At 67.6% G+C, this 24431-nt stretch carries 18 protein-coding genes; 17 read left to right on the top strand and 1 reads right to left on the bottom strand.

Going from position 1 to position 24431, the window contains the following annotated elements:
- Nucleotides 1-166: 166 nt before the first annotated feature.
- The 16 genes from gyrA to HND92_RS07615 all read left to right on the top strand — a co-directional run bounded on the left by gyrA (nucleotide 167) and on the right by HND92_RS07615 (nucleotide 18674).
- The gene (gyrA, locus tag HND92_RS07690; RefSeq protein WP_172206661.1) at nucleotides 167-2800 is read left to right on the top strand and encodes a DNA gyrase subunit A; all 2634 of its coding nucleotides are present in this window, start codon (nucleotides 167-169) and stop codon (nucleotides 2798-2800) included.
- 69 nt (nucleotides 2801-2869) lie between these two features.
- Complete coding sequence (gene serC / locus HND92_RS07685) at nucleotides 2870-3979, top strand: 3-phosphoserine/phosphohydroxythreonine transaminase (protein WP_135149741.1); 1110 nt, start codon at nucleotides 2870-2872, stop codon at nucleotides 3977-3979.
- Nucleotides 3980-4095: 116 nt separating this feature from the next.
- Nucleotides 4096-5211: a prephenate dehydratase gene (gene pheA / locus HND92_RS07680; RefSeq protein WP_011805666.1), complete on the top strand. Its 1116-nt coding sequence runs from the start codon at nucleotides 4096-4098 to the stop codon at nucleotides 5209-5211.
- 9 nt (nucleotides 5212-5220) lie between these two features.
- Nucleotides 5221-6105, top strand: coding sequence for a prephenate dehydrogenase/arogenate dehydrogenase family protein (locus HND92_RS07675; protein ID WP_011805667.1), 885 nt, complete (start codon nucleotides 5221-5223; stop codon nucleotides 6103-6105).
- Nucleotides 6105-8126 carry a bifunctional 3-phosphoshikimate 1-carboxyvinyltransferase/cytidylate kinase gene (locus HND92_RS07670; RefSeq protein ID WP_172206660.1) on the top strand — a complete coding sequence of 674 codons (2022 nt, stop codon included), beginning with the start codon at nucleotides 6105-6107 and terminating at the stop codon, nucleotides 8124-8126. The genes HND92_RS07675 and HND92_RS07670 overlap by 1 nt, the downstream gene beginning before the upstream one ends.
- A gap of 155 nt (nucleotides 8127-8281) precedes the next feature.
- Nucleotides 8282-9985, top strand: coding sequence for a 30S ribosomal protein S1 (gene rpsA, locus HND92_RS07665; RefSeq protein WP_094766865.1), 1704 nt, complete (start codon nucleotides 8282-8284; stop codon nucleotides 9983-9985).
- A 121-nt stretch (nucleotides 9986-10106) separates the two neighbouring features.
- Nucleotides 10107-10418: an integration host factor subunit beta gene (locus HND92_RS07660; protein ID WP_011805670.1), complete on the top strand. Its 312-nt coding sequence runs from the start codon at nucleotides 10107-10109 to the stop codon at nucleotides 10416-10418.
- A gap of 122 nt (nucleotides 10419-10540) precedes the next feature.
- Nucleotides 10541-10879 (top strand): lipopolysaccharide assembly LapA domain-containing protein, encoded by a 339-nt coding sequence (locus tag HND92_RS07655; protein WP_172206659.1) that lies wholly within the window; start codon nucleotides 10541-10543, stop codon nucleotides 10877-10879.
- Nucleotides 10869-12026: a lipopolysaccharide assembly protein LapB gene (gene lapB, locus HND92_RS07650; protein WP_172206658.1), complete on the top strand. Its 1158-nt coding sequence runs from the start codon at nucleotides 10869-10871 to the stop codon at nucleotides 12024-12026. The genes HND92_RS07655 and lapB overlap by 11 nt, the downstream gene beginning before the upstream one ends.
- Before the next feature lie 8 nt (nucleotides 12027-12034).
- On the top strand, nucleotides 12035-12379 hold the full coding sequence (locus HND92_RS07645; protein ID WP_172209201.1) for a helix-hairpin-helix domain-containing protein: 345 nt from the start codon (nucleotides 12035-12037) through the stop codon (nucleotides 12377-12379).
- 111 nt (nucleotides 12380-12490) lie between these two features.
- Nucleotides 12491-15445 (top strand): monovalent cation/H+ antiporter subunit A, encoded by a 2955-nt coding sequence (locus HND92_RS07640; protein WP_172206657.1) that lies wholly within the window; start codon nucleotides 12491-12493, stop codon nucleotides 15443-15445.
- Entirely contained in the window at nucleotides 15445-15810 is a 366-nt protein-coding gene (locus HND92_RS07635; protein WP_047349161.1) for a Na+/H+ antiporter subunit C, read from the top strand. Before HND92_RS07640 ends, HND92_RS07635 begins: the two co-directional genes overlap by 1 nt.
- Nucleotides 15807-17543, top strand: coding sequence for a monovalent cation/H+ antiporter subunit D (locus HND92_RS07630; RefSeq protein ID WP_172206656.1), 1737 nt, complete (start codon nucleotides 15807-15809; stop codon nucleotides 17541-17543). The genes HND92_RS07635 and HND92_RS07630 overlap by 4 nt, the downstream gene beginning before the upstream one ends.
- Nucleotides 17540-18031, top strand: a complete 492-nt coding sequence (locus HND92_RS07625) for a Na+/H+ antiporter subunit E (RefSeq protein ID WP_047349163.1) — start codon at nucleotides 17540-17542, stop codon at nucleotides 18029-18031. The genes HND92_RS07630 and HND92_RS07625 overlap by 4 nt, the downstream gene beginning before the upstream one ends.
- On the top strand, nucleotides 18028-18309 hold the full coding sequence (locus HND92_RS07620) for a K+/H+ antiporter subunit F (RefSeq protein WP_011805678.1): 282 nt from the start codon (nucleotides 18028-18030) through the stop codon (nucleotides 18307-18309). Before HND92_RS07625 ends, HND92_RS07620 begins: the two co-directional genes overlap by 4 nt.
- Entirely contained in the window at nucleotides 18306-18674 is a 369-nt protein-coding gene (locus HND92_RS07615; protein ID WP_011805679.1) for a monovalent cation/H(+) antiporter subunit G, read from the top strand. Before HND92_RS07620 ends, HND92_RS07615 begins: the two co-directional genes overlap by 4 nt.
- Before the next feature lie 70 nt (nucleotides 18675-18744).
- Here HND92_RS07615 and HND92_RS07610 read toward each other — a convergent pair whose 3' ends face one another.
- Complete coding sequence (locus HND92_RS07610) at nucleotides 18745-22464, bottom strand: hydantoinase B/oxoprolinase family protein (protein ID WP_172206655.1); 3720 nt, start codon at nucleotides 22462-22464, stop codon at nucleotides 18745-18747.
- Nucleotides 22465-22583: 119 nt separating this feature from the next.
- On the opposite strand from HND92_RS07610, the gene HND92_RS07605 reads away from it, so the two are divergent.
- A complete protein-coding gene (locus tag HND92_RS07605) occupies nucleotides 22584-24407 on the top strand; it encodes a peptidase M14 (RefSeq protein WP_172206654.1) in 1824 nt (607 codons plus the stop codon).
- The last annotated feature ends 24 nt before the right edge of the window (nucleotides 24408-24431 follow it).

Raw genomic sequence — 24431 nt, 5'->3', positions numbered from 1 at the left:
CATCACCAAAAACGTTGAAATGATTGTGCCATACGTAACAAGGCCGGGGCTGCTTTGACGAGGTGCAAACCGTAGGACAAAAGCGCAATCCCAGGGATGTGTTGCTCAGCTACTACAGGGCGTTGCACCTAAAATGGCCGCTTCCTGCCGCCACCCCTCCGTCGACATGACCCAGTTTGCCAAAGAAACCCTGCCCATCAGTCTCGAAGAGGAGATGCGGCGCAGTTACCTGGATTACGCGATGAGCGTGATCGTCGGGCGCGCCCTGCCCGACGCGCGGGATGGCCTGAAGCCTGTGCACCGGCGCGTGCTGTTTGCCATGCACGAGCTCAACAACGATTGGAACCGGCCTTATAAGAAGTCCGCCCGTATCGTCGGTGACGTGATCGGTAAGTACCACCCCCACGGCGACAGCGCGGTATACGACACGATCGTGCGCATGGCGCAAGACTTCTCTCTGCGCCACATGCTGGTGGACGGCCAGGGCAACTTCGGCTCGGTGGACGGCGACAGCGCCGCGGCAATGCGCTATACCGAAATCCGCCTGTCAAAAATAGCGCACGAGATGCTGGCGGACATCGACAAGGAAACGGTCGATTTCGGCCCGAACTACGACGGCAGCGAGAAGGAACCGCTGGTGCTGCCGAGCAAGCTGCCCAACCTGCTGGTCAACGGATCGGCCGGCATCGCGGTGGGCATGGCAACCAACATCCCGCCGCACAACCTCAATGAGGTGGTGGATGCCTGCTTGCACCTGCTGCGCCAGCCTGACGCGACGGTGGACGAACTCATGGAGATCATCCCCGCGCCCGACTTCCCCACGGCCGGCATCATCTACGGCATCAACGGGGTCAAGGAAGGCTACCGCACGGGCCGCGGCAAGGTGGTGATGCGCGCCAAGTGCCACTTCGAGGACATCGACAAGGGCCAGCGCCAGGCCATCATCGTTGACGAGCTGCCCTACCAGGTCAACAAGAAGACGCTACAGGAGCGCATGGCCGAGCTGGTGCACGAGAAGAAGCTCGAAGGCATCAGCCACATCCAGGACGAGTCGGACAAATCCGGCATGCGCCTGGTGATCGAGCTCAAGCGCGGCGAAGTACCCGAGGTGGTGCTCAACAACCTGTACAAGCAGACCCAGCTGCAAGACACCTTTGGCATGAACATGGTGGCGCTGGTGGACGGCCAGCCCAAGCTGTGCAACCTGAAGGACCTGATCGAGGTCTTCCTGCAGCACCGCCGTGAAGTGGTCACGCGCCGCACGGTGTTCGAGCTGCGCAAGGCCCGCGAGCGCGGCCACGTGCTGGAAGGCCTGGCCGTGGCGCTGGCCAACATCGACGAGTTCATCCGCATCATCCGTGAGTCGCCCACGCCGCCCGTGGCCAAGGCCGAACTGATGGCGCGCTCCTGGGACAGCCAGTTGGTGCGCGAGATGCTCACGCGCACGCGCGTCGATGGCGGCGTGGTCAACGCGGACGACTACCGCCCCGAAGGGCTGGAACGCGAGTTCGGCATGCAGGATGGCGGCCTGTACCGCCTGTCGGACACGCAGGCCCAGGAAATCCTGCAGATGCGCCTGCAGCGCCTGACGGGCCTGGAGCAGGACAAGATCGTGGCCGAGTACAAGGACGTCATGTCGGTCATCGAGGACCTGCTGGACATCCTGGCCAAGCCCGCGCGCGTGTCCACGATCATCGGCGAAGAGCTTTCCACGCTGCGCCAGGAGTTCGGCCAGTCCAAGGTGGGTGCGCGCCGCAGCACCATCGAGCACAGCGCCCAGGACCTGTCCACCGAGGACCTGATCACGCCCACCGACATGGTCGTCACGCTGTCGCACACCGGCTATATCAAGAGCCAGCCACTGTCCGAGTACCGCGCGCAAAAGCGCGGCGGGCGCGGCAAGCAGGCGGCGGCGACCAAGGAAGACGACTGGATCGACCAGCTCTTCATTGCCAATACGCACGACTACATCTTGTGCTTTTCCAACCGCGGCCGGCTGTACTGGCTCAAGGTGTGGGAAGTGCCCTCCGGCTCGCGCAACTCGCGCGGGCGCCCCATCGTCAACATGTTCCCGCTGGCCGAGGGCGAAAAAATCAACGTCGTGCTGCCCCTGACGGGTGGTATGCGCACCTTCCCCGCCGACCACTATGTGTTCATGGCGACCAGCATGGGCACGGTGAAGAAGACCGCACTGGACGAGTTCAGCAACCCCCGCAAGGGCGGCATCATCGCGGTGAACCTGGATGATGGCGACTACCTCATCGGCGCGGCGCTGACCGACGGCCAGCACGACGTGATGCTGTTCTCCGACGGCGGCAAGGCCGTGCGCTTCGACGAGAACGATGTGCGGCCGCTGGGCCGCCAGGCGCGCGGCGTGCGCGGCATGATGCTGGAGGACGGCCAGAGCGTGATCGCCATGCTGGTGGCTGAGGATGAGAACCAGAGCGTGCTCACCGCCACCGAGAACGGCTACGGCAAGCGCACGAGCATCGTCGAGTACACCCGCCATGGGCGCGGCACCAAGGGCATGATCGCCATCCAGCAAAGCGAGCGCAACGGCAAGGTCGTGGCCGCCACGCTGGTGCATGCCGACGACGAGATCATGCTGATCACCGATACCGGCGTGCTGGTGCGCACCCGCGTGTCCGAGATCCGCGAACTGGGCCGCGCCACGCAGGGCGTGACGCTGATCTCGCTGGACGAAGGCGCCAAGCTCAGCGGACTGCAGCGCATCGTGGAGAACGACGCGAACGCCGCCGATCTCGATGCAGCCGACGCCCCGCCGCCTGCTGACGCCTGAAAACGCTTCCAAAACGATAGCTGCCAGCGCTTGTCAGTCAAGCGCTGACAGCACATTTGACCCATGACCATGAATCGCCCTTACAACTTCTCGGCCGGTCCGGCCGCCATCCCTGAGGAAGTGCTGCAGCAGGCCGCCGCCGAGATGCTGGACTGGCACGGCAGCGGCATGGGCGTGATGGAGATGAGTCACCGCGGCAAGGAGTTCATCGCGATCTACGAGCAGGCCGAAGCCGACCTGCGCGAGCTGCTGGCGGTGCCACCAGAGTTCAAGATCCTGTTCATGCAGGGCGGTGGCCTGGCGGAGAACGCCATCGTGCCGCTGAACCTCTCGCGCGCAGCCACCGTGGACTTCGTGGTCACCGGCAGCTGGAGCCAGAAGTCGCGCAAGGAGGCAGCCAAATACGCCGCCGAGGTGCGCACCGCGGCCTCCGGCGAGGATGGCCAGTTCACCACCCTGCCCGACCCGGCCGGCTGGCAGCTGAGCCGCGGCGCCAGCTACGTGCACATCTGCAGCAACGAGACCATCCACGGCGTGGAATTCCAGGAGCTGCCCGACCTGCGCGCCCTGGGCAGCGATGCGCCACTGGTGATCGATTTCTCCTCTCACGTGGCGTCGCGCCCCGTCGACTGGAGCCGCGTGGGTCTGGCCTTCGGCGGCGCGCAGAAGAATCTGGGCCCGGCAGGCCTGACGCTGGTGGTGGTGCGCGAGGACCTGCTGGGCCACGCCCTGCCCGCCTGCCCCAGCGCCTTCGATTACAAGATCGTGGCCGAGAACCACTCCATGTTCAACACGCCCCCCACCTGGGGCATCTACATGGCCGGCCTCACCTTCCAGTGGCTCAAGCGTCAGCGCGAGGGCGCGGCCAGCGGCGTGGCCGCGATGGAGCAGCGCAACATCGCCAAGGCGCGGCTGCTGTACGACTTCATCGACCAGTCGCAGTTCTACGTGAACAAGGTGGCGGCCAACTGCCGCTCGCGCATGAACATCCCCTTCTTCCTGCGCGATGAGTCGCGCAACGACGCCTTCCTGGCCGGCGCCAAGGAGCGCGGCCTGCTGCAGCTCAAGGGCCACAAGTCCGTGGGCGGCATGCGCGCCAGCATCTACAACGCCATGCCTCTGGCGGGCGTGCAGGCGCTGGTGGACTATCTGCAGGACTTCGAACGCACCGCTGCCTGAAGCCACGGCACGGCCCTTTCATAAAAATGTGAGCTGTTCGCGCTTGACGTATCTGGGTTTGAGATAGCTTCTCCACTCAAACACAGAACAGACAAGCGCGGGCAGCTATCAAATCCATGGCAGACAACGCTTCAAGCCCCACACCCCAGGCCAGCCCCGCGCTGGCCGATCTGCGCGTGCAGATCGATTCGCTGGACCACCAGCTGCTGCAGCTTCTCAACCAGCGCGCCCGCGTGGCCGAGCAGGTGGGCGAGCTGAAGAAGCGCGAGGGCACGCCCTACTTCCGCCCCGACCGCGTCGCCCAGGTGATCGAGAAGATCACCAACGCCAACCCCGGACCGCTCAAGGGCGCACACGTGTCCGCCATCTGGCGCGAGATCATGTCGGCCTGCCTGGCGCTGGAATCGCCCCAGCGCGTGGCCGTGCTGGGCCCCGAGGGCACGTTCTGCGAGCAGGCAGCCATCGAGTACTTCGGCGGCGCGGCCGACCTGATGTACTGCAACAGCTTCGACGAGGTGTTTCACGCCACGGCCGCGGGCAGCGCGCAGTACGGCGTGGTGGGCGTGGAGAACTCCAACGAGGGCGTGGTCACGCGCTCGCTGGACATGTTCCTGCACACCCCCTGCCATGTGGTCGGCGAGGTCAGCCTGCTGGTGCGCCACAACCTGCTGCGCTCCACCAACAGCGCCGAGCACATCGAGGCCGTGTTGGCCCATCCCCAGGCGCTGGCACAGTGCCAGGGCTGGCTGTCCAAGCACCTGCCCCACGCCGAGCGCCGGCCCGTGTCCAGCAATGCCGAAGGCGCACGCCTGGCCGCCACCAACCCGGCGTGGGCCGGCATCTCCAGCGAGCGCGCCGCGCAGCAGTTCGGCCTGCATGTGGTGGCCCACGCCATCCAGGACGACGCCTACAACCGCACGCGCTTTGCCGTGATCTGCCTGCCGCACACGCTGGCCACGCCCGCGCCCACGGGGCGGGACTGCACCAGCCTCATCATCTCGGTGCCCAACCGCCCCGGCGCGGTGCACGACCTGCTGGTGCCCCTGAAGAAGCACGGCGTGTCCATGACGCGCTTTGAATCCCGCCCCGCGCGCACCGGACAGTGGGAGTACTACTTCTACATTGACATCGAAGGCCACCCCGCCCAGCCCAACGTGGCTGCCGCGCTGGCCGAGCTGCAGCAGCTGTGCGCCTTCTACAAGGTGCTGGGCACCTACCCCGTTCCGGCGTGAGGGGGCAGCATGTTTGAACAACTGGGACTGATCGGCTGCGGCCTGATGGGCGGCTCCTTCGCCCTGGCATTGAAGAAGGCGGGGCTGGTCAAGCGCGTCGTGGGCTACAGCAAGTCGCCCTCCACCACCGATCGGGCGCGCCAGCTCGGCGTGATCGACGTTGAGGCGCCCTCCGCGCTGCTGGCCGCCGCGGGTGCCGACATCGTGCTGCTGGCCGTTCCCGTGGCCGCGACCGAATCCACCCTGAAGGCCATCAAGCACCTGGTCACGCCGCAGATGCTGCTCATGGACGTGGGCTCCACCAAGGCCGACGTGGTGCAGGCCGCGCGCCGCGCGCTGCGTGACCAGATCGGCTCGTTCGTGCCGGCGCACCCGATCACGGGGCGCGAGGTGTCGGGCGTGGAACATGCCGACGTCGACCTGTACACCGGCCGCCAGGTGATCCTGACCCCCACCGAACGCACCCTCACCGCCCAGCTGCACCGCGCGGAGGAAGTGTGGCGCGCCCTGGGCTGCCACGTGAGCAGCATGTCGCCCGAGGCGCACGACGCCAGCTTCGCGGCAGTGAGCCATCTGCCGCACATGCTCGCGTTCGCCATGATCTCGGGCATCACCGCGCAGCCCAACGCGGACGAACTGCTCGCACTGGCCGGACCCGGCTTTCGCGACTTCACCCGCATCGCGGCCAGCGACCCCAAGATGTGGCGCGACATCCTGCGCGCCAACCGCGACGAGGTGCTGGCCCAGTCGCGCGTGTTCAAGCAGGCACTGCAGACGCTGGAGGAGGCCATGCAGGCCGACAACGACCAGGCGCTGGAAGACCTCATCACGCTCGCCAGTCACACCCGCGCGCACTGGCGCATGGGCGCGCCCCGCAAGCACAAGGACCACTGATGTTCTCCACCGCGTTCCTCGACCTGCCGCCCCTGGCCAGCGTGCAGGGCAGCGTGCAGCTGCCGGGCTCCAAGAGCATCTCCAACCGCGTGCTGCTGCTGGCCGCGTTGAGCCAGGGCACGACCGAGGTGCGCGACCTGCTGGCCTCCGACGACACGCGCGTGATGCTGGATGCGCTGCGCCAGCTCGGCTGCACGGTCGACGAAGCCGGTGGCGGCACCGTGCGCATCACGGGTTTGGGATCGTCCACGCCGCCCTCGCCCACGCAGCTCTTCATGGGCAACGCCGGCACGGCCATGCGCCCGCTCACCGCGGCACTCGCGCTGCTGGGCGGCGAGTACGAACTGTCGGGCGTGCCTCGCATGCACGAGCGTCCCATTGGCGACCTGGTGGACGCCCTGCGCCAACTCGGCTGCCGCATCGACTACCTGGGCAACGAAGGCTTTCCACCGCTGCGCATCGCCCACGCGGACGGCCTGCCGCCGCTGCAGCTGCAGGCGCCGATCCGCGTGCGCGGCGACGTGTCCAGCCAGTTCCTCACCGCGCTGCTGATGGCGCTGCCGCTGGTGGCCCGGCAGCAGGACGTGGTGATCGAAGTCGTGGGCGAGCTGATCTCCAAGCCGTACATCCACATCACGCTGGAGTTGCTGGCGCGCTTTGGCATCGCCGTGCGGCACGAGCAGTGGCAGCGCTTCACCATTCCCGCGGGCAGCCGCTACCAATCGCCGGGGCTGATCCATGTGGAGGCGGATGCATCATCTGCTAGCTATTTCATAGCTTCTGGCGCAATCGCCGCGGGCGATAGCGGCCAAAATGGCATCAAGATCCTGGGCGTCGGACTGGATTCGATCCAGGGCGACATCCGCTTCGTGGAGGCCGCACAAGCCATGGGCGCACGCGTCACCGGCGGCCCCAATTGGCTGGAGGTGACCCGCGACACCTGGCCGCTCAAGGCGATCGACCTGGACTGCAACCACATCCCCGATGCAGCGATGACCCTCGCCGTCATGGCGCTGTATGCGCGGGGCACGACCGTATTGCGCAACATCGCAAGCTGGCGCGTCAAGGAAACCGACCGCATCGCCGCCATGACCTGCGAGCTGCGCAAGCTGGGCGCCACGGTGGAGGAAGGCGCGGACTACCTGTGCGTCACGCCACCCGCCCAGTCCGGCGACTGGCGCGCCGCCAGCATCCACACCTACGACGACCACCGCGTGGCCATGTGCTTTTCGCTGGCGGCCTTCAACCCGGCCGGGCTGCCCGTGCGCATCGAAGACCCCAAGTGCGTCGCCAAGACCTTCCCGGATTACTTCGAGGCCCTGTTCCAGGTGGCGCAGACGGACGAGGACCGCATCCCCGTGATCTGCATCGACGGCCCCACGGCCTCGGGCAAGGGCACGGTGGCCGCTGCCGTGGCGCGTGCGCTGGGCTACCACTTCCTGGATTCGGGGGCGCTGTACCGCATCACCGCCCTCGCGGCGACCCGTGCGGGCCTGGAGATCAGCCCCGACAACGAGCCGCGCATCGCCGAACTGGCGCGGCAACTGCCCGTGCGCTTCGCGGGCAACCGCATCTGGCTGGGCGAGGAAGAGGTCACCGACGCCATCCGCACCGAGCAGGCCGGCATGAACGCCTCGCGCGTGTCGGCGCTGCCGGCGGTGCGCGGCGCCCTGGTCGCGCTGCAGCATGGCTTTCGCCGCCTGCCGGGCCTGGTGGCCGACGGGCGCGACATGGGCACGGTGATCTTCCCGCAGGCACCGCTCAAGGTCTTCCTCACGGCCAGCGCTGCCTGCCGGGCCGAGCGCCGCTATAAGCAGTTGATTTCCAAGGGAATTTCCGCTAATATCGCCGACCTTCGCGCAGACTTGGAAGCGCGGGACGCGCGGGACGCAAACCGCAGTGCCTCGCCCCTGAAGCCCGCGCAGGACGCCCTGGTACTGGACAACTCCGAGCACACGATCGACGAGGCCGTGATGCAGGTGATTGACTGGTGGCAGGCTCGCCAGCCGTTCGGCGCGTAAGTGCTGACGGCCGGTACATGGCCCACACGGCTCCCGCCGCGCCCTGACTGCGCACTGGCCGTGTGGTTCTTACAACCTCAACCCCGCGGTGTGATGCCGCACAACCTCCGCAAGCAGTCTTAGAAACGAAGGCAATGGTGCCGTCGGAAACCTGCATGCGGGCAAGGAACTACATGTCTGAATCTTTTGCCGCCCTTTTTGAAGAGTCGTTGACACGCACCGAAATGCGTCCCGGCGAAGTCATCACCGCTGAAGTCGTGCGCGTGGAGCACAACTTCGTCGTGGTGAACGCTGGCCTGAAGTCGGAAGCCTATGTGCCGATCGACGAATTCAAGAACGACCAGGGCGAGATCGAAGTCCAAGTGGGCGACTTCGTGTCCGTGGCCATCGGCTCCATCGAAAACGGCTACGGCGACACCATCCTGTCGCGCGACACCGCCAAGCGTCTGGCCTCCTGGCTGTCGCTGGAGAAGGCGCTGGAGTCCGGCGAATTCGTGACCGGCACGACCTCCGGCAAGGTCAAGGGCGGCCTGACGGTGCTGGTCAACGGCATCCGCGCCTTCCTGCCCGGTTCGCTGATCGACACCCGTCCCGTCAAGGACCTGACTCCGTACGAAAACAAGACCCTGGAGTTCAAGGTCATCAAGCTGGACCGCAAGCGCAACAACGTGGTGCTGAGCCGCCGCGCCGTGGTGGAAGCATCCATGGGCGAAGAGCGCGCCAAGCTGATGGAAACGCTGAAGGAAGGCGCCATCGTCAACGGCGTGGTCAAGAACATCACCGAATATGGTGCGTTCGTGGACCTGGGCGGCATCGACGGCCTGCTGCACATCACCGACATGGCATGGCGCCGCGTGCGCCACCCCTCCGAGGTGGTCACCGCCGGCCAGGAAATCACGGCCAAGATCCTCAAGTTCGACACCGAGAAGAACCGCGTCTCGCTGGGCCTCAAGCAAATGGGCGACGACCCGTGGCTGGGCGTATCGCGCCGCTACCCCTCGGGCACGCGCCTGTTCGGCAAGGTCACGAACATCGCCGACTACGGTGCGTTCGTCGAGCTGGAGCCCGGCATCGAAGGCCTGGTGCACGTCTCCGAAATGGACTGGACCAACAAGAACGTGGCTCCTTCCAAGCTCGTGTCGCTGGGTGACGAAGTCGAAGTCATGGTCCTGGAGATCGACGAAGACAAGCGCCGCATCAGCCTGGGCATGAAGCAGTGCAAGGCCAACCCCTGGCAAGAATTCGCGCAGGACACCAAGCGCGGCGACCGCGTCAAGGGCCCGATCAAGTCGATCACCGACTTCGGCGTGTTCGTGGGCCTGGCTGCCGGCATCGACGGCCTGGTGCACCTGTCCGACCTGTCCTGGAACGAGCCCGGCGAATCCGCCGTGCGCAACTACAAGAAGGGCCAGGAAGTCGAGGCGATCGTGCTGGCCGTGGACGTGGACCGCGAGCGTATCTCCCTGGGCATCAAGCAGCTCGACGGCGACCCGTTCACCACCTTCGTGACGGTGAACGACAAGGGCCAGACGGTGACCGGCAAGGTCAAGACCGTGGACGCCCGTGGCGCCGAGATCGATCTGGGCGAAGACATCGTGGGCTACCTGCGCGCTTCGGAAATCTCCCGCGACCGCGTGGAAGATGCCCGCAACGTGCTGAAGGAAGGCGACGAGGTCACGGCCGTGGTGGTGAACGTGGATCGCAAGACCCGCAACATCCAGCTGTCCATCAAGCAAAAGGACATGGTTGACCAGCAGGAAGCCATGGCGCACCTGTCGGCCCAGTCCGCGAAGGAAAACGCCGGTACCACCAGCCTGGGCGCCCTGCTGCGCGCCAAGCTGGACAACTCCGACAAGTAATCCGTCGCGGCCTGCCCTGCAGGCGCCGGTGTGCCTCCACCTGCGGGTGGCGGCACACCACACACAGCGGGCGCTCTGGTAGCGTCCGCTGTCACATCAACCTCTGCCCGAATGCCGTCCCATGACCCGATCTGACCTCGTCGAAGAACTGGCTGCCCGCTTCGGGCAGCTCACCCAGCGCGACGCCGAATACGCCGTCAAGACCATTCTGGACGCCGTGAGCGATGCACTGGTGCGCGGGCACCGCATCGAGATCCGCGGCTTTGGCAGCTTCTCGGTCAACCGCCGCCCCCCGCGCATGGGCCGCAATCCGCGCAGCGGCGAGGCGGTGCATATCCCCGAAAAGCGCGTTCCCCACTTCAAGCCCGGCAAGGCCCTGCGCGAAACTGTGGACCAGCGCACCGCTGAACTGCAGGGCGTGCAGGCGCAATAAAACCATAGCTGTTCACGCTTGCTGGGCAGGCGCTAGAGCCGTTTTCGGCTTGAGGCCAACGGATGGCCTGCCGCTCAGGCCGCTACGCTGCCCGTAGAATCTCGCCACCACTGGGGAGATGCATGAAATACCTCCTGTGGCTGCTCAAGGCAGCCATTTTTTTTACCCTGTTCGCGTTCGCGCTGAACAACCAGCAGGACGCCACGGTGTACTTTTTCTTCGGCACGCAGTGGACGGCACCGGCCGTGCTGATCGTGCTGACGGCCTTCGCGCTTGGCGTGGCCGTAGGCGTGCTGGGCATGGTGCCGCGCTGGTGGCGCCACCGCAGCGCCGCGCGCCGCGCGCACCAGGCCTTGCCGCACCCCGCCGCGCCCACCGCCGCGCCCACCGCCGCATCCGCTGCCGCATCTCCGGCGGCGGTCGACCCCGCCCTGCCGCAGCCACCCGTCCATGGAATTTGACCTGAGCTGGATCTTCCTGGGGCTGCCGCTGGCCTTCGGGCTGGGGTGGTTCGCCTCGCGTTTCGACCTGCGGCAGATGCGCGAGGAGAACCGCCGCGCACCCAAGGCTTACTTCAAGGGCCTGAACTACCTTCTCAACGAGCAGCAAGACCAGGCCATCGACGCCTTCATCGAGGCGGTGCAGAACGACCCCGACACCACCGAACTGCACTTCGCCCTGGGCAACCTGTTTCGCCGCCGCGGCGAGTACAACCGCGCCGTGCGGGTGCACGAGCACCTGCTGTCGCGCGGCGACCTGAGCCGCGCCGACCGCGAGCGCGCGCAGCATGCGCTGGCGCTGGACTTCCTCAAGGCAGGCCTGCTCGACCGCGCGGAAGACGCACTGCGCCGCCTGGAGGGCAGCGCCTTCGAGGGCCAGGCACGCATGGCCCTGCTGGCCATTTACGAGCGTTCGCGCGACTGGCCACAGGCGTCGGACATTGCACGGCGCATGCACGATGCGCAGCAGGGCGACTTCAGCACCCGGCTGGCGCACTACCTGTGCGAGCAGGCGCTGGCGCTGGCAGCCCATGGCAAACTGCCCGCCGCCCAGGCGCTGCTGGAGCAGGCCCTGGCCACGGCGCCCCAGGCGCCGCGCGCGCGCATCGAGCTGGCGCGGCTGCAGCAGCGCCAGGGCCAGCCCGAAGCGGCCTTCGACACCCTGCAAGCGCTCGCCCAGGCCGCACCCGCCGCGCTGCCGCTGGCCGCACCGCTGCTGGTGGAGACCGCCACCGCCACGGGACAAGCGCCGCAGGCCCAGGCGCTGCTGCAGCACCACTACGAGGACATGCCATCCCTGGATCTGCTGGAAGCCGTGGTGGCGCTGGAGGCTGCCAACGCGAACACTGCGGCCGTTGGGCGCGAGTGGTACGTGCGCCACCTGGAGCGCGAGCCCTCCCTGGTCGCCGCGACGAAGTGGCTGGCAGGCGAGACGCTGACCCATGAGCAGTTCCACCCGCAGATCCAGCGCGCGCTGGAGCAGGCGGCAAAGCCGCTCACGCGCTACCGCTGCGCAGCCTGCGGGTTCGAGGCACGCCAGCACTTCTGGCAATGCCCGGGCTGCCAGACCTGGGACAGTTATCCGGCACGGCGCGTCGAGGAGCTGTAGCCGTGCGCATGCCCCCGGCCCTGCGGCATGCGAGCGTAGCGCTCGTGCTGCTGCATGCCGCCGTCGCGCTGGCCGGCGTGGACGTGAACCACGCACGCGAAGCGGACCTGGATGGCGTCAGGGGCATTGGGCCGGCAATGTCGTCGCGCATCCTGGCAGAGCGGGCACGCGGGCCCTTCCAGGACTGGAGCGACCTGATCGCACGCGTGAAGGGCATCGGCCCCGCGGCCGCCGCCCGGCTGTCGGCGCAGGGGCTCACCGTCAATGGCGCCGCCTATCCAGCCGTAGCAACGCCCGCGGGCGCGCCTGCAGCCTCCGGCGCGGGGGTTGGCGACAGCCCCTCCTCACGCTGACACACACCGGTAGCCGCGCGCCATAACGCGCTGGACGGCAGCGTAATCGCCGCCACTTGCTCGGGTTTTCATAGCACGCGGGAAAGGGCGACGCCCTAGAATCAGACGCAGATGCCTCTGACCCTCCTCATTCTTCTTCCCTTTGTGGGCAGCTTGCTGGCGGCCGTGCTGCCCGCGAATGCGCGCAATACGGAGTCCACGCTCGCGGGCCTGGTCGCGCTGTTTTGCACGGTGCAAACGGCGCTGTACTTCCCCCAGATCGCCGAAGCGGGCGTGTTGCGCGAGGAGATCACCTGGTTGCCTGCCCTGGGCCTGAACCTGGTCATCCGCATGGACGGGTTCGCCTGGATGTTCAGCATGCTGGTGTTCGGCATCGGCACGCTGGTGGTGCTGTATGCGCGCTACTACATGTCGCCGGCGGACCCGGTGCCGCGCTTTTTCTCGTTCTTTCTGGCTTTCATGGGCGCCATGGCCGGCGTGGTGCTGTCGGGCAACATCATCCAGCTGGTGTTCTTCTGGGAGCTCACCAGCCTGTTCTCGTTCCTGCTCATCGGCTACTGGCACCACCGTGAAGACGCCCGCCGGGGCGCGCGCATGGCCCTCACCGTGACGGGCGCGGGCGGACTGTGCCTGCTGGCAGGCATGCTGGTGCTGGGCCACATCGTGGGCAGTTATGACCTGGACCGCGTGCTGGGCGCAGCCGAGCTGGTGCGCGACCACCCCATGTACCTCACGGCGCTGGTACTGGTGCTGCTGGGGGCGTTCACCAAGAGTGCGCAGTTTCCGTTCCACTTCTGGCTGCCCAACGCCATGGCTGCGCCCACGCCCGTGTCGTCGTACCTGCACTCGGCCACCATGGTGAAGGCGGGCGTCTTCCTGCTGGCACGGCTGTGGCCCGTCATGGGCGGCACCGAGCCGTGGTTCTGGCTGGTGGGCGGCGCGGGCCTGGCCACGCTGCTCATCGGCGGCTACGCGGCCATGTTTCAGAACGACCTCAAGGGCCTGCTGGCGTATTCCACGATCTCGCACCTGGGCCTGATCACGCTGCTGCTGGGCCTCAACAGCCCTCTGGCCGCCGTGGCCGCCGTGTTCCACATCATGAACCACGCCACGTTCAAGGCGTCGCTGTTCATGGCCGCGGGCATCATCGACCACGAAAGCGGCACGCGGGACATACGGCGCCTCTCGGGCCTGCGGCGCATGATGCCCGTCACCGCCACGCTGGCCACGGTCGCCAGCGCCGCCATGGCGGGCGTGCCGCTGCTCAACGGCTTCCTGTCCAAGGAGATGTTCTTCGCGGAGACGGTGTTCTTCGACGCTGCGCCGGCCGTGGCCCAGATACTGCCGATCGCGGCCACCGTCGCGGGCATGTTCAGCGTGGCCTATTCGCTGCGCTTCATCGTCGATGTGTTCTGGGGCCCCCCCGCCACCGACCTGCCGCACGAGCCCCATGAGCCGCCGCACTGGATGCGCGTGCCGGTGGAGCTGCTGGTCTGCGCCTGCCTGGTGGTGGGCGTGCTGCCCGCGTGGTCGATCGGCCAGTACCTGAATGCCGCGGCGCTGCCGGTGGTGGGGGGCGAACTGCCGGCCTTCAGCCTGGCGGTCTGGCACGGCTTCAACACGCCCTTCATGATGAGCCTGGTGGCACTGGTCGGTGGCACCGCCCTGTACATGGTGTTGCGCTGGGAGCGCAAGCAAGGCCGCATCAACGCCGCCCCACTGATGCACCGCGTCAGCGGACGCGGCGTGTTCGAGGCAGTGCTGGTGCAGATCACGCGCTGGGGGCACAGCGGGCGGCGCCTGCTGTCCACGCGCCGCCTGCAGTGGCAGATGCTGTGGCTGGTGCTCGTCACGCTCGTGGGCGCCGCCATGCCGCTGTACACACGTGGCTTGCAGCTGGGAGACCGGGGCACGCTGCCGCTGTCGCCCGCTTTCGTGCTGATCTGGGCGTTGGGCATGGTCTGCGCCGTGGCCTCGGCCTGGCAGGCCAAGTACCACCGCCTGGCCGCGCTGACCCTCATGGGCGGTGCAGGGCTGTGCGTCTGCATCACCTTCCTGTGGTTCTCCGCGCCGGACCTCGCACTCACCCAGCTGGCCGTGGAACTGGTCACCACCATCCTGATCCTGCTGGGCCTGCGCTGGCTGCCCAAGCGCGACGAAAGCCTGCCCGCCTCGCCCGCCAGCGCCGCGCTGGCGCGCACGCGGCGCGTGCGCGACCTGCTGCTGGCCGTCGCCGCGGGCGGCGGCATGGCGTGGCTGGCATTTGCCATGATGAGCCGGCCCTTCGCGCAGAGCACCTCCACGTTCTTCCTGGAGCGCGCCCTCACCGAGGGCGGCGGCACCAACGTGGTCAACGTCATGCTGGTGGACTTCCGCGGGTTCGACACGTTCGGCGAGATCGTGGTGCTGGGCATCGTGGCGCTCACGGTGTATGCGCTGTTGCGGCGCTTTCGCCCCGCGGTGGAGACCATGGACCTGCCCGAGCAGCAGCGCTACCTGCCGGCCGATCTACAGACCGACCTGCTGAACCCGCGCAACGCCACCGACACGGCCGTCGGTTACCTGATGGTGCCCGCGGTGCTGGTGCGGCTGCTGCTGCCGTTCTCGGCCCTGGTGGCCTTCTACCTCTTCATGCGCGGGCACAACCAGCCGGGCGGCGGCTTCGTGGCGGGCCTGGTGTTCTCGGTGGGGCTGGTGCTGCAGTACATCATTTCGGGCACATCGTGGGTCGAGGCGCACCTGCCCCTGTATCCGCGGCGCTGGATTGCCTCCGGCCTGCTGCTGGCGCTGGGCACCGGACTGGGCGCCGTGGCGCTGGGCTATCCGTTCCTTACCAGCCACACCGCGCACCTGCACCTGCCGCTGATCGGGGACCTCCACGTGGCCAGCGCCATGTTCTTCGACATGGGCGTGTTCGCGCTCGTCGTCGGCTCCACGCTGCTCATCCTCACTGCCATCGCCCACCAGTCGGTGCGCAGCCACCGTTACCACGCCCGTCTCATGGAAGAAGAACAACAAGCGGCCAGCGAGCAAGCAGCCGTCCCGGCCACACAAGGAGTCGTCTGATGGAAATCGTGCTGGCTCTGTCTATCGGCGTGCTCACGGGCTCGGGCGTCTGGCTGCTGCTGCGCCCCCGCACCTTCCAGGTCATCATGGGCCTGTCGCTGCTGTCGTATGCCGTGAACCTGTTCATCTTCAGCATGGGTCGCCTGGGCCTGGCCGTGGGCAAGGAGCCCGTGCTCGTGCCCGGCGTGCCGCAGGATCTGCAGCATTACGCGGACCCCATGCCCCAGGCGCTGGTGCTCACCGCCATCGTGATCGGCTTTGCCATGACCGCACTGTTCCTCGTCGTGCTGCTGGCTTCGCGGGGCATGTCGGGCACCGACCACGTGGACGGCTCGCACTCGCGTGAAACGCAGGAGATGCCATGAGCCGCATCGCGGAGCTGACCTCCCTGCTCATGCCGCACCTGATGCTGGCGCCCATCGGGCTGCCGATGCTCACGGCCGCTTTGCTGCTCACCATGAAGGAAGAGCAGCAGCGCCTGAAGCTGGGCCTGAACATCCTGTCCACCCTGCTCGGGCTGCTGGTGGCCGTGGCGCTGCTGCTGTGGTCGCACGAATCCGGAGCGCCCGCAACCATGGGTGTGTACCTGCCGGGCAACTGGCCGGCGCCGTTCGGCATCGTGCTGGTGCTGGACCGGCTCTCGGCCATGATGCTGCTGCTGACGGGCTTCGTGGCGCTGTGCTCCATTGTGTTCGCCGGTGCGCGCTGGCACCGAGCCGGCGTGCACTACCACACGCTGTTCCAGTTGCAGCTCATGGGACTGGGGGGCGCCTTCCTCACGGGCGACCTGTTCAACCTGTTCGTTTTCTTCGAGATCCTGCTGGCAGCCTCGTACGGCCTGCTGCTGCACGGCGCCGGCCGCACGCGCGTGCAGGCCGGCCTGCACTACATCGCCATCAACCTGGCGGCGTCCTCGCTGTTCCTGATCGGCGCGTCCATGATGTACGGCATCACGGGCACGCTCAACATGGCCGACCTGGCGCAGGCCATCCCGCAGGTGTCGGCCGCCGACCGGGGGTTGCTGCACTCGGCGGCCGCCATCCTGGCCACGGCGTTTCTCATCAAGGCGGCTGTGTGGCCTCTGAACTTCTGGCTGGTGCCGGCCTACAGCGCGGCCACGGCGCCCGTGGGCGCGCTGTTCGCCCTGATGACCAAGGTGGGCATCTACACGCTGCTGCGCCTGTGGACGCTGATGTTCAGCAGCGAGGCTGGTCCCTCCTCCCTGTTCGGCAGCCTGTGGCTGATCGGCGGTGGCATGGTCACCATGGCCTTCGGCGCCATCGGCATGATGGCCTCGCAGCGCCTCACCCACCTGGCCGGTCATGCGGCCGTGCTGTCGTCGGGCACGCTGCTGGCGGCAGCAGGCTTCGGGCAGAACGCGCTCACTGCCGGGCTGCTGTACTACCTGCCCAGCTCCACGCTGGCCGTGAGCGCGCTGTTCCTGCTGGCCGACCTGATCGACCGCTGGCGCAACGATGGCGCGTCGCTGGCGCCTTACGAACTGGACGACGTGGCCCCCTTCCTCACCCCCGAGCTGATGCCCACCACCGGCCTGAACCTGGACGAGGACGAGGAAGTGCTGGTCGGCCGCGTCATCCCCGCCGCGGCCGCGTTTCTGGGTCTGGCCTATATGGCCTGCACGCTGGTGATTGCGGGCCTACCGCCGCTGTCCGGCTTCATCGGCAAGTTCGCGATGCTGACGGCGCTGGTAAACCCGCTGGGGCTCGGCTCTTCGGCCGGCACACAGCCCGGCCTGCCGGGCTGGACGTTGATCGCGCTGATGATCGCCACGGGTCTGCTGGCGCTGTTGGCGCTCACGCGCTCGGGCATACGCCACTTCTGGGCCGCGCACGACCGCCCCACGCCCCAGTTGCGCGTGATGGAGGGGCTACCCATCGCCATACTGCTGGGGGCCTGCGTGGCGCTCACCCTGCAGGCCAACGGCGTGATGCGTTTCACCGAGGCAACGGCCAACGGGCTGCATGCGCCGGGCACGTATGTACGCGCCGTGATGACGGCCGCGCCCATTCCCGGCCCCACCACGACGCCGACGCCTGAGCGCGCGGAAAGCTCTGCCACCACGAAGGCCGCACCATGATGAAGAAGCTGCTGCCCGCCCCGCTGGTCTCCCTGGGTTTGTTTGTGATGTGGCTGCTGCTCAACCACACCACCAGCATCGGCCATGTCCTGCTGGCACTGGTACTCGCATGGGGCCTGCCGGTGCTGTTCAGCGAATTGCGCCCGCAGAAGGTGCGCGTGCGCCACCTCGGCACGATCATCCGGCTGTGCTTCACGGTGATGGTGGACACCACGCGGTCCAACCTTGCCGTGCTGCGCTTTCTGCTGCTGCCGTCACAGCGCCGCCACCCGCCGGACTTCGTCAAGATTCCGCTGGAACTGCGCGACCCCAACGCCCTCGCCGTACTGGCCATGATCGTGTGCATAACCCCTGGCACCTCCTGGGCCGAGCTGTCGTTGGACCGCAGCCTGCTGATGCTGCATGTGCTGGAGGTGGGCGATGCGCAGGCCATCATCGACCACGTCAAGGCGAGCTACGAGCGCCCGCTGATGGAGATTTTCGAATGACCGGTTCCGTACTGTCCTGGGCGCTGCCCATCGCCATGTTCCTGCTGGCCGCGGCCATGGTGCTGTGCCTGGTGCGCCTGCTCAAGGGCCCCGCCGCGCAGGACCGCGTGCTGGCGCTGGACTGCATGTACCTCAACGGCATGCTGCTCATGCTGGTACTGGGCATCTACTACGGCAGCACCAACTACTTCGAGGCCGCCATGCTGATCGCGCTGCTGGGCTTCGTCAGCTCCACGGCCATGGCCAAGTTCCTCTTGCGCGGCGAGGTGATCGAATGAGCGACGCACTGCCGCTGTGGCTGGACATCGTGCTGTCCGCGCTGGTGCTGTGCGGCGCGGCCATCGCGTTCATGGGGTCACTGGGGCTGCTGCGCCTGGCCACCTACTTCGAGCGCGTGCACGCACCGTCCATCATCGCCACCATGGGCTGCTGGTGCATCATGCATGCCACGCTGGTGTACTTCTCCGTGACGGGCAACGGCCTGGCGCTGCATGCGTTGCTGATTGCCCTGTTCATCGCCATCACCGTGCCCGTGACCAACATCTTCCTGATGCGCGCCGCGCTGTTTCGCGCGCGCCGCGCGGGCGAGAAGGTGCCGCCCAGCCTCAGCCGCGTGGCGGACAGCAGCACGCTCGACTCGTGATTTGCTATTGAAAATATAGCTACTAGCGCTTGACCAGCAAGCGCTAGAGCCTTATTTCACTCAAACCCACTCAGCGTCCACCAAAGCCACCACCGCCCGGCGTTTGGATCTCGAACACATCCCCCGCTTCCATTTGCGCCTGCCCGATGTGCTGCAGCGGCTCCGCCCGGCCGTCCGCACGCACGACGCGGTTGACGCCGGGCATGCCCGGCTGCCCACCCGCCATGCCGAAGGCGCCGTGCACCCGGCCGTTGGACAGAATGCTCGCGGTCATGGGCTCCAGGAAGCGGATGCGGCGCACGCCGCCATCGCCGCCCTTCCAGCGGCCGCCGCCGCCCGAACCGGCGCGGATGGCGTAACTCTCCAGCCGCACGGGGAAGCGGAACTCCAGCACCTCCGGATCGGTCAGGCGTGAATTGGTCATGTGCGTCTGCACCACGCTCGTGCCATCAAAGCCCCCCACCAGCGCGCCCGCGTCGTCGAACTGGCCGCCCGCCCCGCTGCCGCCCGAGATGGTCTCGTAATACTGGTAGCGCGCGTTGCCGAAGGTGAAGTTGTTCATCGTGCACTGGCTGGCCGCCGACACGCCCAAGGCGCCCAGCAGCGCGTTGGTGATGCAGCTGGAGGTCTCCACGTTGCCCGCCACCACCGATGCCGGCGGGTTGGGGTTGAGCATGGAGCCCGGCGGAATGATGACCTGCAGGGGCTTGAGACACCCGGCGTTGAGCGGAATGTCGTCTTCAACCAGCGAGCGGAAGACGTAGAGCACCGCGGCCATGCACACCGCCGTGGGCGCATTGAAGTTGTTGGACTGCTGCGCACTGGTGCCGGTGAAGTCGATCACCGCACTGCGCGTGGCCGCGTCGATGCGCACGGCCACGGTGATCTGCGCGCCGTTGTCCAGCGGCAGGGTGAAATGCCCGTCCTGCACGCGCGCGGCCAACCGCGTGATGGCGCGGCGCACGGACTCCTCGGCGTTGTCCTGCACATGCTGCATATAGGCCTGCACCACGCTCAGGCCGAAGTGCTCCACCATGCGGCGCAGCTCCTGCACGCCCTTCTCGTTGGCGGCGATCTGCGCCTTCAGGTCGGCCAGGTTCTGCTGCGGGTTGCGGCTGGGGTACTCGCCACTCTCCAGCAGCGCAATCATCTCGGCCTCGCGCAGCACGCCGGCATCCACCAGCTTCACGTTGTCGATCTGCACGCCCTCTTCCTCGATGCGTGTGGAAAACGGCGGCATCGACCCCGGCGTGGTGCCCCCCACGTCCGCATGGTGGCCGCGGCTGCCCACGTAGAAGGTGGGCTCGGCCGCTTCACCGTGGTCGTCGCCGATGTAGACCGGCGTGATCACGGTGATGTCCGGCAGGTGCGTGCCGCCGTGGTATGGGTCGTTCAGCACGAACACGTCGCCGCGCCGCATGCGGCCACGGTTGCGCGCGATCACGGTGCGGATGCTCTCGCCCATGGATCCCAGGTGTACCGGCATGTGCGGCGCGTTGGCAATCAGCTGGCCCTCGGCGTCGAACAGCGCGCAGCTGAAGTCCAGCCGCTCCTTGATGTTCACCGAGTACGCGGTGTTCTGCAGCTGCAGCCCCATCTGCTCGGCAATGTTCATGAACAGGTTGTTGAACACCTCCAGCAGCACCGGGTCCACCTGCGTGCCCGCGGCATGGCGCTGGGCGCGCGGCAGGTGGCGGTGCAGCACCAGATGGTCCAGGGACGTGAGCCGTGCCTGCCAGCCCGGCTCTACCACCGTGGTAGCGTTCTTCTCGGCAATGATGGCCGGGCCCTGCAGCAGGTCGCCGGGGCGCATGTCTTCGCGCACCACCAGCGCGGCGTCGTGCCAGGCCGGTGTGCCGTCCGTGCCCACGGTGAACATGCGCACGGTGTCGCGCCGCGGCACTTCGCGCTCGGGCTGCAGGTCCTGCGCGTGCTCGACCGGCGCATCACCCGCCACCACGGCTTCCACCGACACCGCCTCCACCATCAGTGCCTTGCCCAGCATGAGGAAGGCAAACCGCTGGCGGTACGCGGCCTCGAAGCCCCGCGTGATCGCCTGCAGGTCGCCAAAGGGCACAGCCAGCGCCGAATCGGTACCCTCGTAGCGCACATGCACGCGCCGACGCACCACGATGTCGCCGCCCGAGAGGCGCTCTTGCGCCATCTCGGCCTCGGCGGCCTCGGCCAGTGCATCCAGCGTGGCGGTGATGCCGGGCAGCGCCTCGGGTGTGAGGCGTGCCTCCACTGCCTTCTCACGCATCACGTTCTGGTCGGCCAGCCCCATGCCGTAGGCCGACAGCACGCCCGCCAGCGGATGCACCAGCACCTGCTGCATGCCCAGCGCATCGGCCACCAGGCAGGCGTGCTGGCCGCCCGCGCCGCCAAAGCACTGCAGCGTGTAGCGCGTGACGTCGTAGCCGCGCGCCACGGAGATCTTCTTGATGGCGTTGGCCATCTGCTGCACCGCGATCTGGATGAAGCCATGCGCGCAGGCCTCGGGCGTCAGCGCGGCTGCGCCATCCGCCGCGCCTGCGGTCAGGCCCGCCAGCGCCGCAAAACGCTCACGCACCACGACCGCGTCCAGCGGCTCGTCGGCGCCATGGCCGAACACACGCGGGAAGTACGCGGGCTGGATCTTGCCCACCATCACGTTGGCATCGGTCACGGCCAGCGGGCCGCCGCGGCGGTAACTGGCGGGACCGGGGTTGGCGCCGGCGCTTTGGGGACCTACGCGGAAACGGGCGCCGTCGAACTCCAGGATGGAACCGCCGCCCGCGGCCACCGTGTGAATGCTCATCATGGGTGCACGCATGCGCACGCCCGCCACCTGGGTCTCGAACTCGCGCTCGAACTCACCCGCAAAATGGCTCACGTCGGTGGACGTGCCGCCCATGTCGAAACCGATCACGCGCACCGGCGGCTGCGTGGCGGCCGCACCGCCCCCTGGCGCTGCCTCGGCCTGCGCCGCAATCTGCGCCGTGCGCGCCATGCCCACGATGCCGCCGGCCGGCCCGGAGAGGATGGCGTCCTTGCCCTGGAAGCGGTGCGCATCCGTGAGCCCCCCCGAGGACTGCATGAAATACAGCGGCACGCCCGGCATCTCGGCCTCCACCTGCTGCACGTAGCGCCGCAGGATGGGCGACAGATACGCGTCCACCACGGTGGTGTCGCCCCGGCTCACGAACTTCATCAGCGGGCTGGTGCCGTGCGAAGTGCTGACCTGCGTGAACCCGGCAGCCAGCGCCAGGCGGGCGGCTGCTTCCTCATGCGCGGGATAGCGGTAGCCGTGCATGAACACGATGGCCACGCTGCGCAAGCCGGCGTCATAAGCGGCCCACAGGCGTTCCTTCAGGTGGTCTTCCTCCAGCGGCTGTACCACCTCGCCGTGCGCGCCCACGCGCTCCTGCGCCTCGATGACGCGGCTGTACAGCAGTTGCGGCAGCACGATGTGCCGGTCGAAGATGCGCGGGCGGTTCTGGTAGGCGATGCGCAGCGCGTCCTTGAAGCCACGCGTGGTAACCAGCAGCGTGGGTTCCCCCTTGCGCTCCAACAGCGCGTTGGTGGCCACGGTGGTGCCCATCTTCACGCACTCCACCAATTCAGGCGTCACGGCCTCGCCCGGCGCCAGCCCCAGCAGGTGGCGGATGCCCGCCACCGCCGCATCGCGGTACTGCTCGGGGTTCTCGGAGAGCAGCTTGTGCGTCACCAGGCTGCCGTCGGGGCGCCGGCCCACGATATCGGTGAACGTCCCCCCCCGATCCACCCAGAACTGCCAGAGTTTCTTTGCCATACCCGTTTCCTTTGTGTGCCGCGTGTGAAACATTGCGGAGAAAGAACCCACAATTTACCGATAATTTATCTGCAAGCCTGCATGATCCATACCGGATATTCACCACCCCGCCCACGCATATGACCCAACCGCCCGCCGCCACAGGTTCCCGGCTGCTTGACCTGCCACTGGAGCGCACGCTGCACGCCTGGGTACAGCGCTTTGGCGAGCCGCGCTGGCGCGGCTGCCACGTGGAAGGCTGGGTGTTCGAAAGCCAGGCCGCGCGCCTTGCTGCGGCGCAGCAGCTGGCGGCCGCAGGCGTGCATGCACGCTTTCACAGTGCCTACAAGCCGCTGGTACAGCATTTCATGGACCACGTGGATTGCACCCAGGTGGTGCAGGCCCGCGTGCGCTACCCGCTGGCGGCGCACGGGCCTGCACAGCGCTTTCGGTTGGAGGCCTATCCGCTCGCCGCCCTGCTGGGGGGCGGCATCTTGCACATGGAGCCCCACGACGACGCCAGTGGCGGCTACCGCGTGGAACTGGAACTGCGCGACGGCACCCGCACCGTGCAGCACGTGCACGCACCCAACCGCGTACACACCGACATGACGGGCGCCACGGTGCTCTCGCCCACCGGCTGGCTGCGCGTGGGCACACAGGAAGGCGCTGCCGACCTGATCGACACCGCCGTATGCACCGACTACGAGCAGGCCTTCGCCGCGGCGGTGCAGGCGGTGCGCGGTCACGCGTGGCCGGACCATGAGCCGTACTTCGACCGCCTGCTGCTGCGCGTGGACCTGCCGGGCTACGAGCAGCCCGTGGGCGCCACCGGCGAGACCATAAGCACCCTGGAGGCGCTGCACGAGGACCTGTACTTCACGCTGCTGGAGTTCTTCCAACAGCACAGCGGCCGCCCCGTGGGCGACCGCCGGTTGCAGCCCGGGCAGATCGTGCCCGACGTGCGCGCGGGCGACGGCGCTCCGCACGTACAGGTGGACCTGCTGCCCTTCGCGGCGTGCGCCGACGACCTGCCAGCCCACCCAACGGCCCACGCCCCGGACAGTTTGGCGACGCTGGCCGAGTCCCCTGCCCCTGATCGCATCACCCAGACCCTGCACGCCTGGCCCGCGCAACGTTTCAGTGCCCGGTCACGCCAGGGACGCACCGTATGGGGGCAGTACCACGCGGGCACGCAGGCACCGGTGTTCATCAGTGCGGGCCAGCATGCCAACGAGACATCGGGCATCGTGGGCGCGTTGCGCGCCGCCGAAGTGCTGCAGGCGCAACCCGGCGCGCACTTCGCGCTGATCGCGCTGGAGAACCCCGACGGCTACGCCCTGCACCGCGCGCTGTGCGCCCGCCACCCGGGCCACATGCACCATGCCGCGCGCTACACCGCGCTGGGCGACGATGTGGAATACCGCGACCACGCGCCGCTCTACGAGCGCGAGGCCCGCCAGTCCGCGCTGGCGCTGTCGGGCGCGCAACTGCATGTGAACCTGCATGGCTACCCCGCGCATGAGTGGACGCGACCGCTGTCGGGCTATGTGCCGCGTGGATTCGAGCAGTGGATGCTGCCCAAGGGGTTCTTCCTCATCCTGCGCTACCACGCCGGCTGGCAGCAGCCCGCGCGTGCGCTGCTGGAGGCCGTGTGCGCGCGCCTGCGGCAAGTGCCGGGGCTGGCAGATTTCAACGCACGCCAGCGGGCCCTCTACGAGCACCACGCGGGCCCGCTGCCCTTCGAGGTGCTGGATGGCATCGCCTGCATGCAGTCGCAGACGTCGCACGATGCGCCGGTGACGCTGATCACCGAGTTCCCCGACGAGACGGTGCACGGCGACGCCTTCCGCTTTGCGCACACGGTGCAGATGCACACCGCCCTGGCCGCCGTGCAGGCCTGGCAGGACATTGCCACGCATCTGCCATCGCCCGTCGGCACTTCAAGCCAAACAGGCCTCTAGCGCTTTACCGACAAGCGCTAACAG

The organism is Diaphorobacter sp. JS3050 (assembly GCF_013154915.1).
GTDB classification, from domain to species: domain Bacteria; phylum Pseudomonadota; class Gammaproteobacteria; order Burkholderiales; family Burkholderiaceae_C; genus Diaphorobacter; species Diaphorobacter nitroreducens.
This window is presented reverse-complemented; position numbering and strand designations above follow the sequence as displayed.

Bases quoted from the DNA above. Each gene is read 5' to 3' on its own strand.
- HND92_RS07655 (WP_172206659.1), top strand. From the start codon at position 10,541: ATGAAATACCTCCTGTGGCTGCTCAAGGCAGCCATTTTTTTTACCCTG.
- HND92_RS07640 (WP_172206657.1), top strand. From the start codon at position 12,491: ATGCCTCTGACCCTCCTCATTCTTCTTCCCTTTGTGGGCAGCTTGCTG.
- HND92_RS07610 (WP_172206655.1), bottom strand. From the start codon at position 22,464: ATGGCAAAGAAACTCTGGCAGTTCTGGGTGGATCGGGGGGGGACGTTC.
- HND92_RS07635 (WP_047349161.1), top strand. From the start codon at position 15,445: ATGGAAATCGTGCTGGCTCTGTCTATCGGCGTGCTCACGGGCTCGGGC.
- HND92_RS07660 (WP_011805670.1), top strand. From the start codon at position 10,107: ATGACCCGATCTGACCTCGTCGAAGAACTGGCTGCCCGCTTCGGGCAG.
- pheA (WP_011805666.1), top strand. From the start codon at position 4,096: ATGGCAGACAACGCTTCAAGCCCCACACCCCAGGCCAGCCCCGCGCTG.
- serC (WP_135149741.1), top strand. From the start codon at position 2,870: ATGAATCGCCCTTACAACTTCTCGGCCGGTCCGGCCGCCATCCCTGAG.
- rpsA (WP_094766865.1), top strand. From the start codon at position 8,282: ATGCGGGCAAGGAACTACATGTCTGAATCTTTTGCCGCCCTTTTTGAA.
- HND92_RS07605 (WP_172206654.1), top strand. From the start codon at position 22,584: ATGACCCAACCGCCCGCCGCCACAGGTTCCCGGCTGCTTGACCTGCCA.
- HND92_RS07675 (WP_011805667.1), top strand. From the start codon at position 5,221: ATGTTTGAACAACTGGGACTGATCGGCTGCGGCCTGATGGGCGGCTCC.
- HND92_RS07620 (WP_011805678.1), top strand. From the start codon at position 18,028: ATGACCGGTTCCGTACTGTCCTGGGCGCTGCCCATCGCCATGTTCCTG.
- lapB (WP_172206658.1), top strand. From the start codon at position 10,869: ATGGAATTTGACCTGAGCTGGATCTTCCTGGGGCTGCCGCTGGCCTTC.
- HND92_RS07645 (WP_172209201.1), top strand. From the start codon at position 12,035: ATGCCCCCGGCCCTGCGGCATGCGAGCGTAGCGCTCGTGCTGCTGCAT.
- HND92_RS07625 (WP_047349163.1), top strand. From the start codon at position 17,540: ATGATGAAGAAGCTGCTGCCCGCCCCGCTGGTCTCCCTGGGTTTGTTT.
- HND92_RS07615 (WP_011805679.1), top strand. From the start codon at position 18,306: ATGAGCGACGCACTGCCGCTGTGGCTGGACATCGTGCTGTCCGCGCTG.
- gyrA (WP_172206661.1), top strand. From the start codon at position 167: ATGACCCAGTTTGCCAAAGAAACCCTGCCCATCAGTCTCGAAGAGGAG.
- HND92_RS07630 (WP_172206656.1), top strand. From the start codon at position 15,807: ATGAGCCGCATCGCGGAGCTGACCTCCCTGCTCATGCCGCACCTGATG.
- HND92_RS07670 (WP_172206660.1), top strand. From the start codon at position 6,105: ATGTTCTCCACCGCGTTCCTCGACCTGCCGCCCCTGGCCAGCGTGCAG.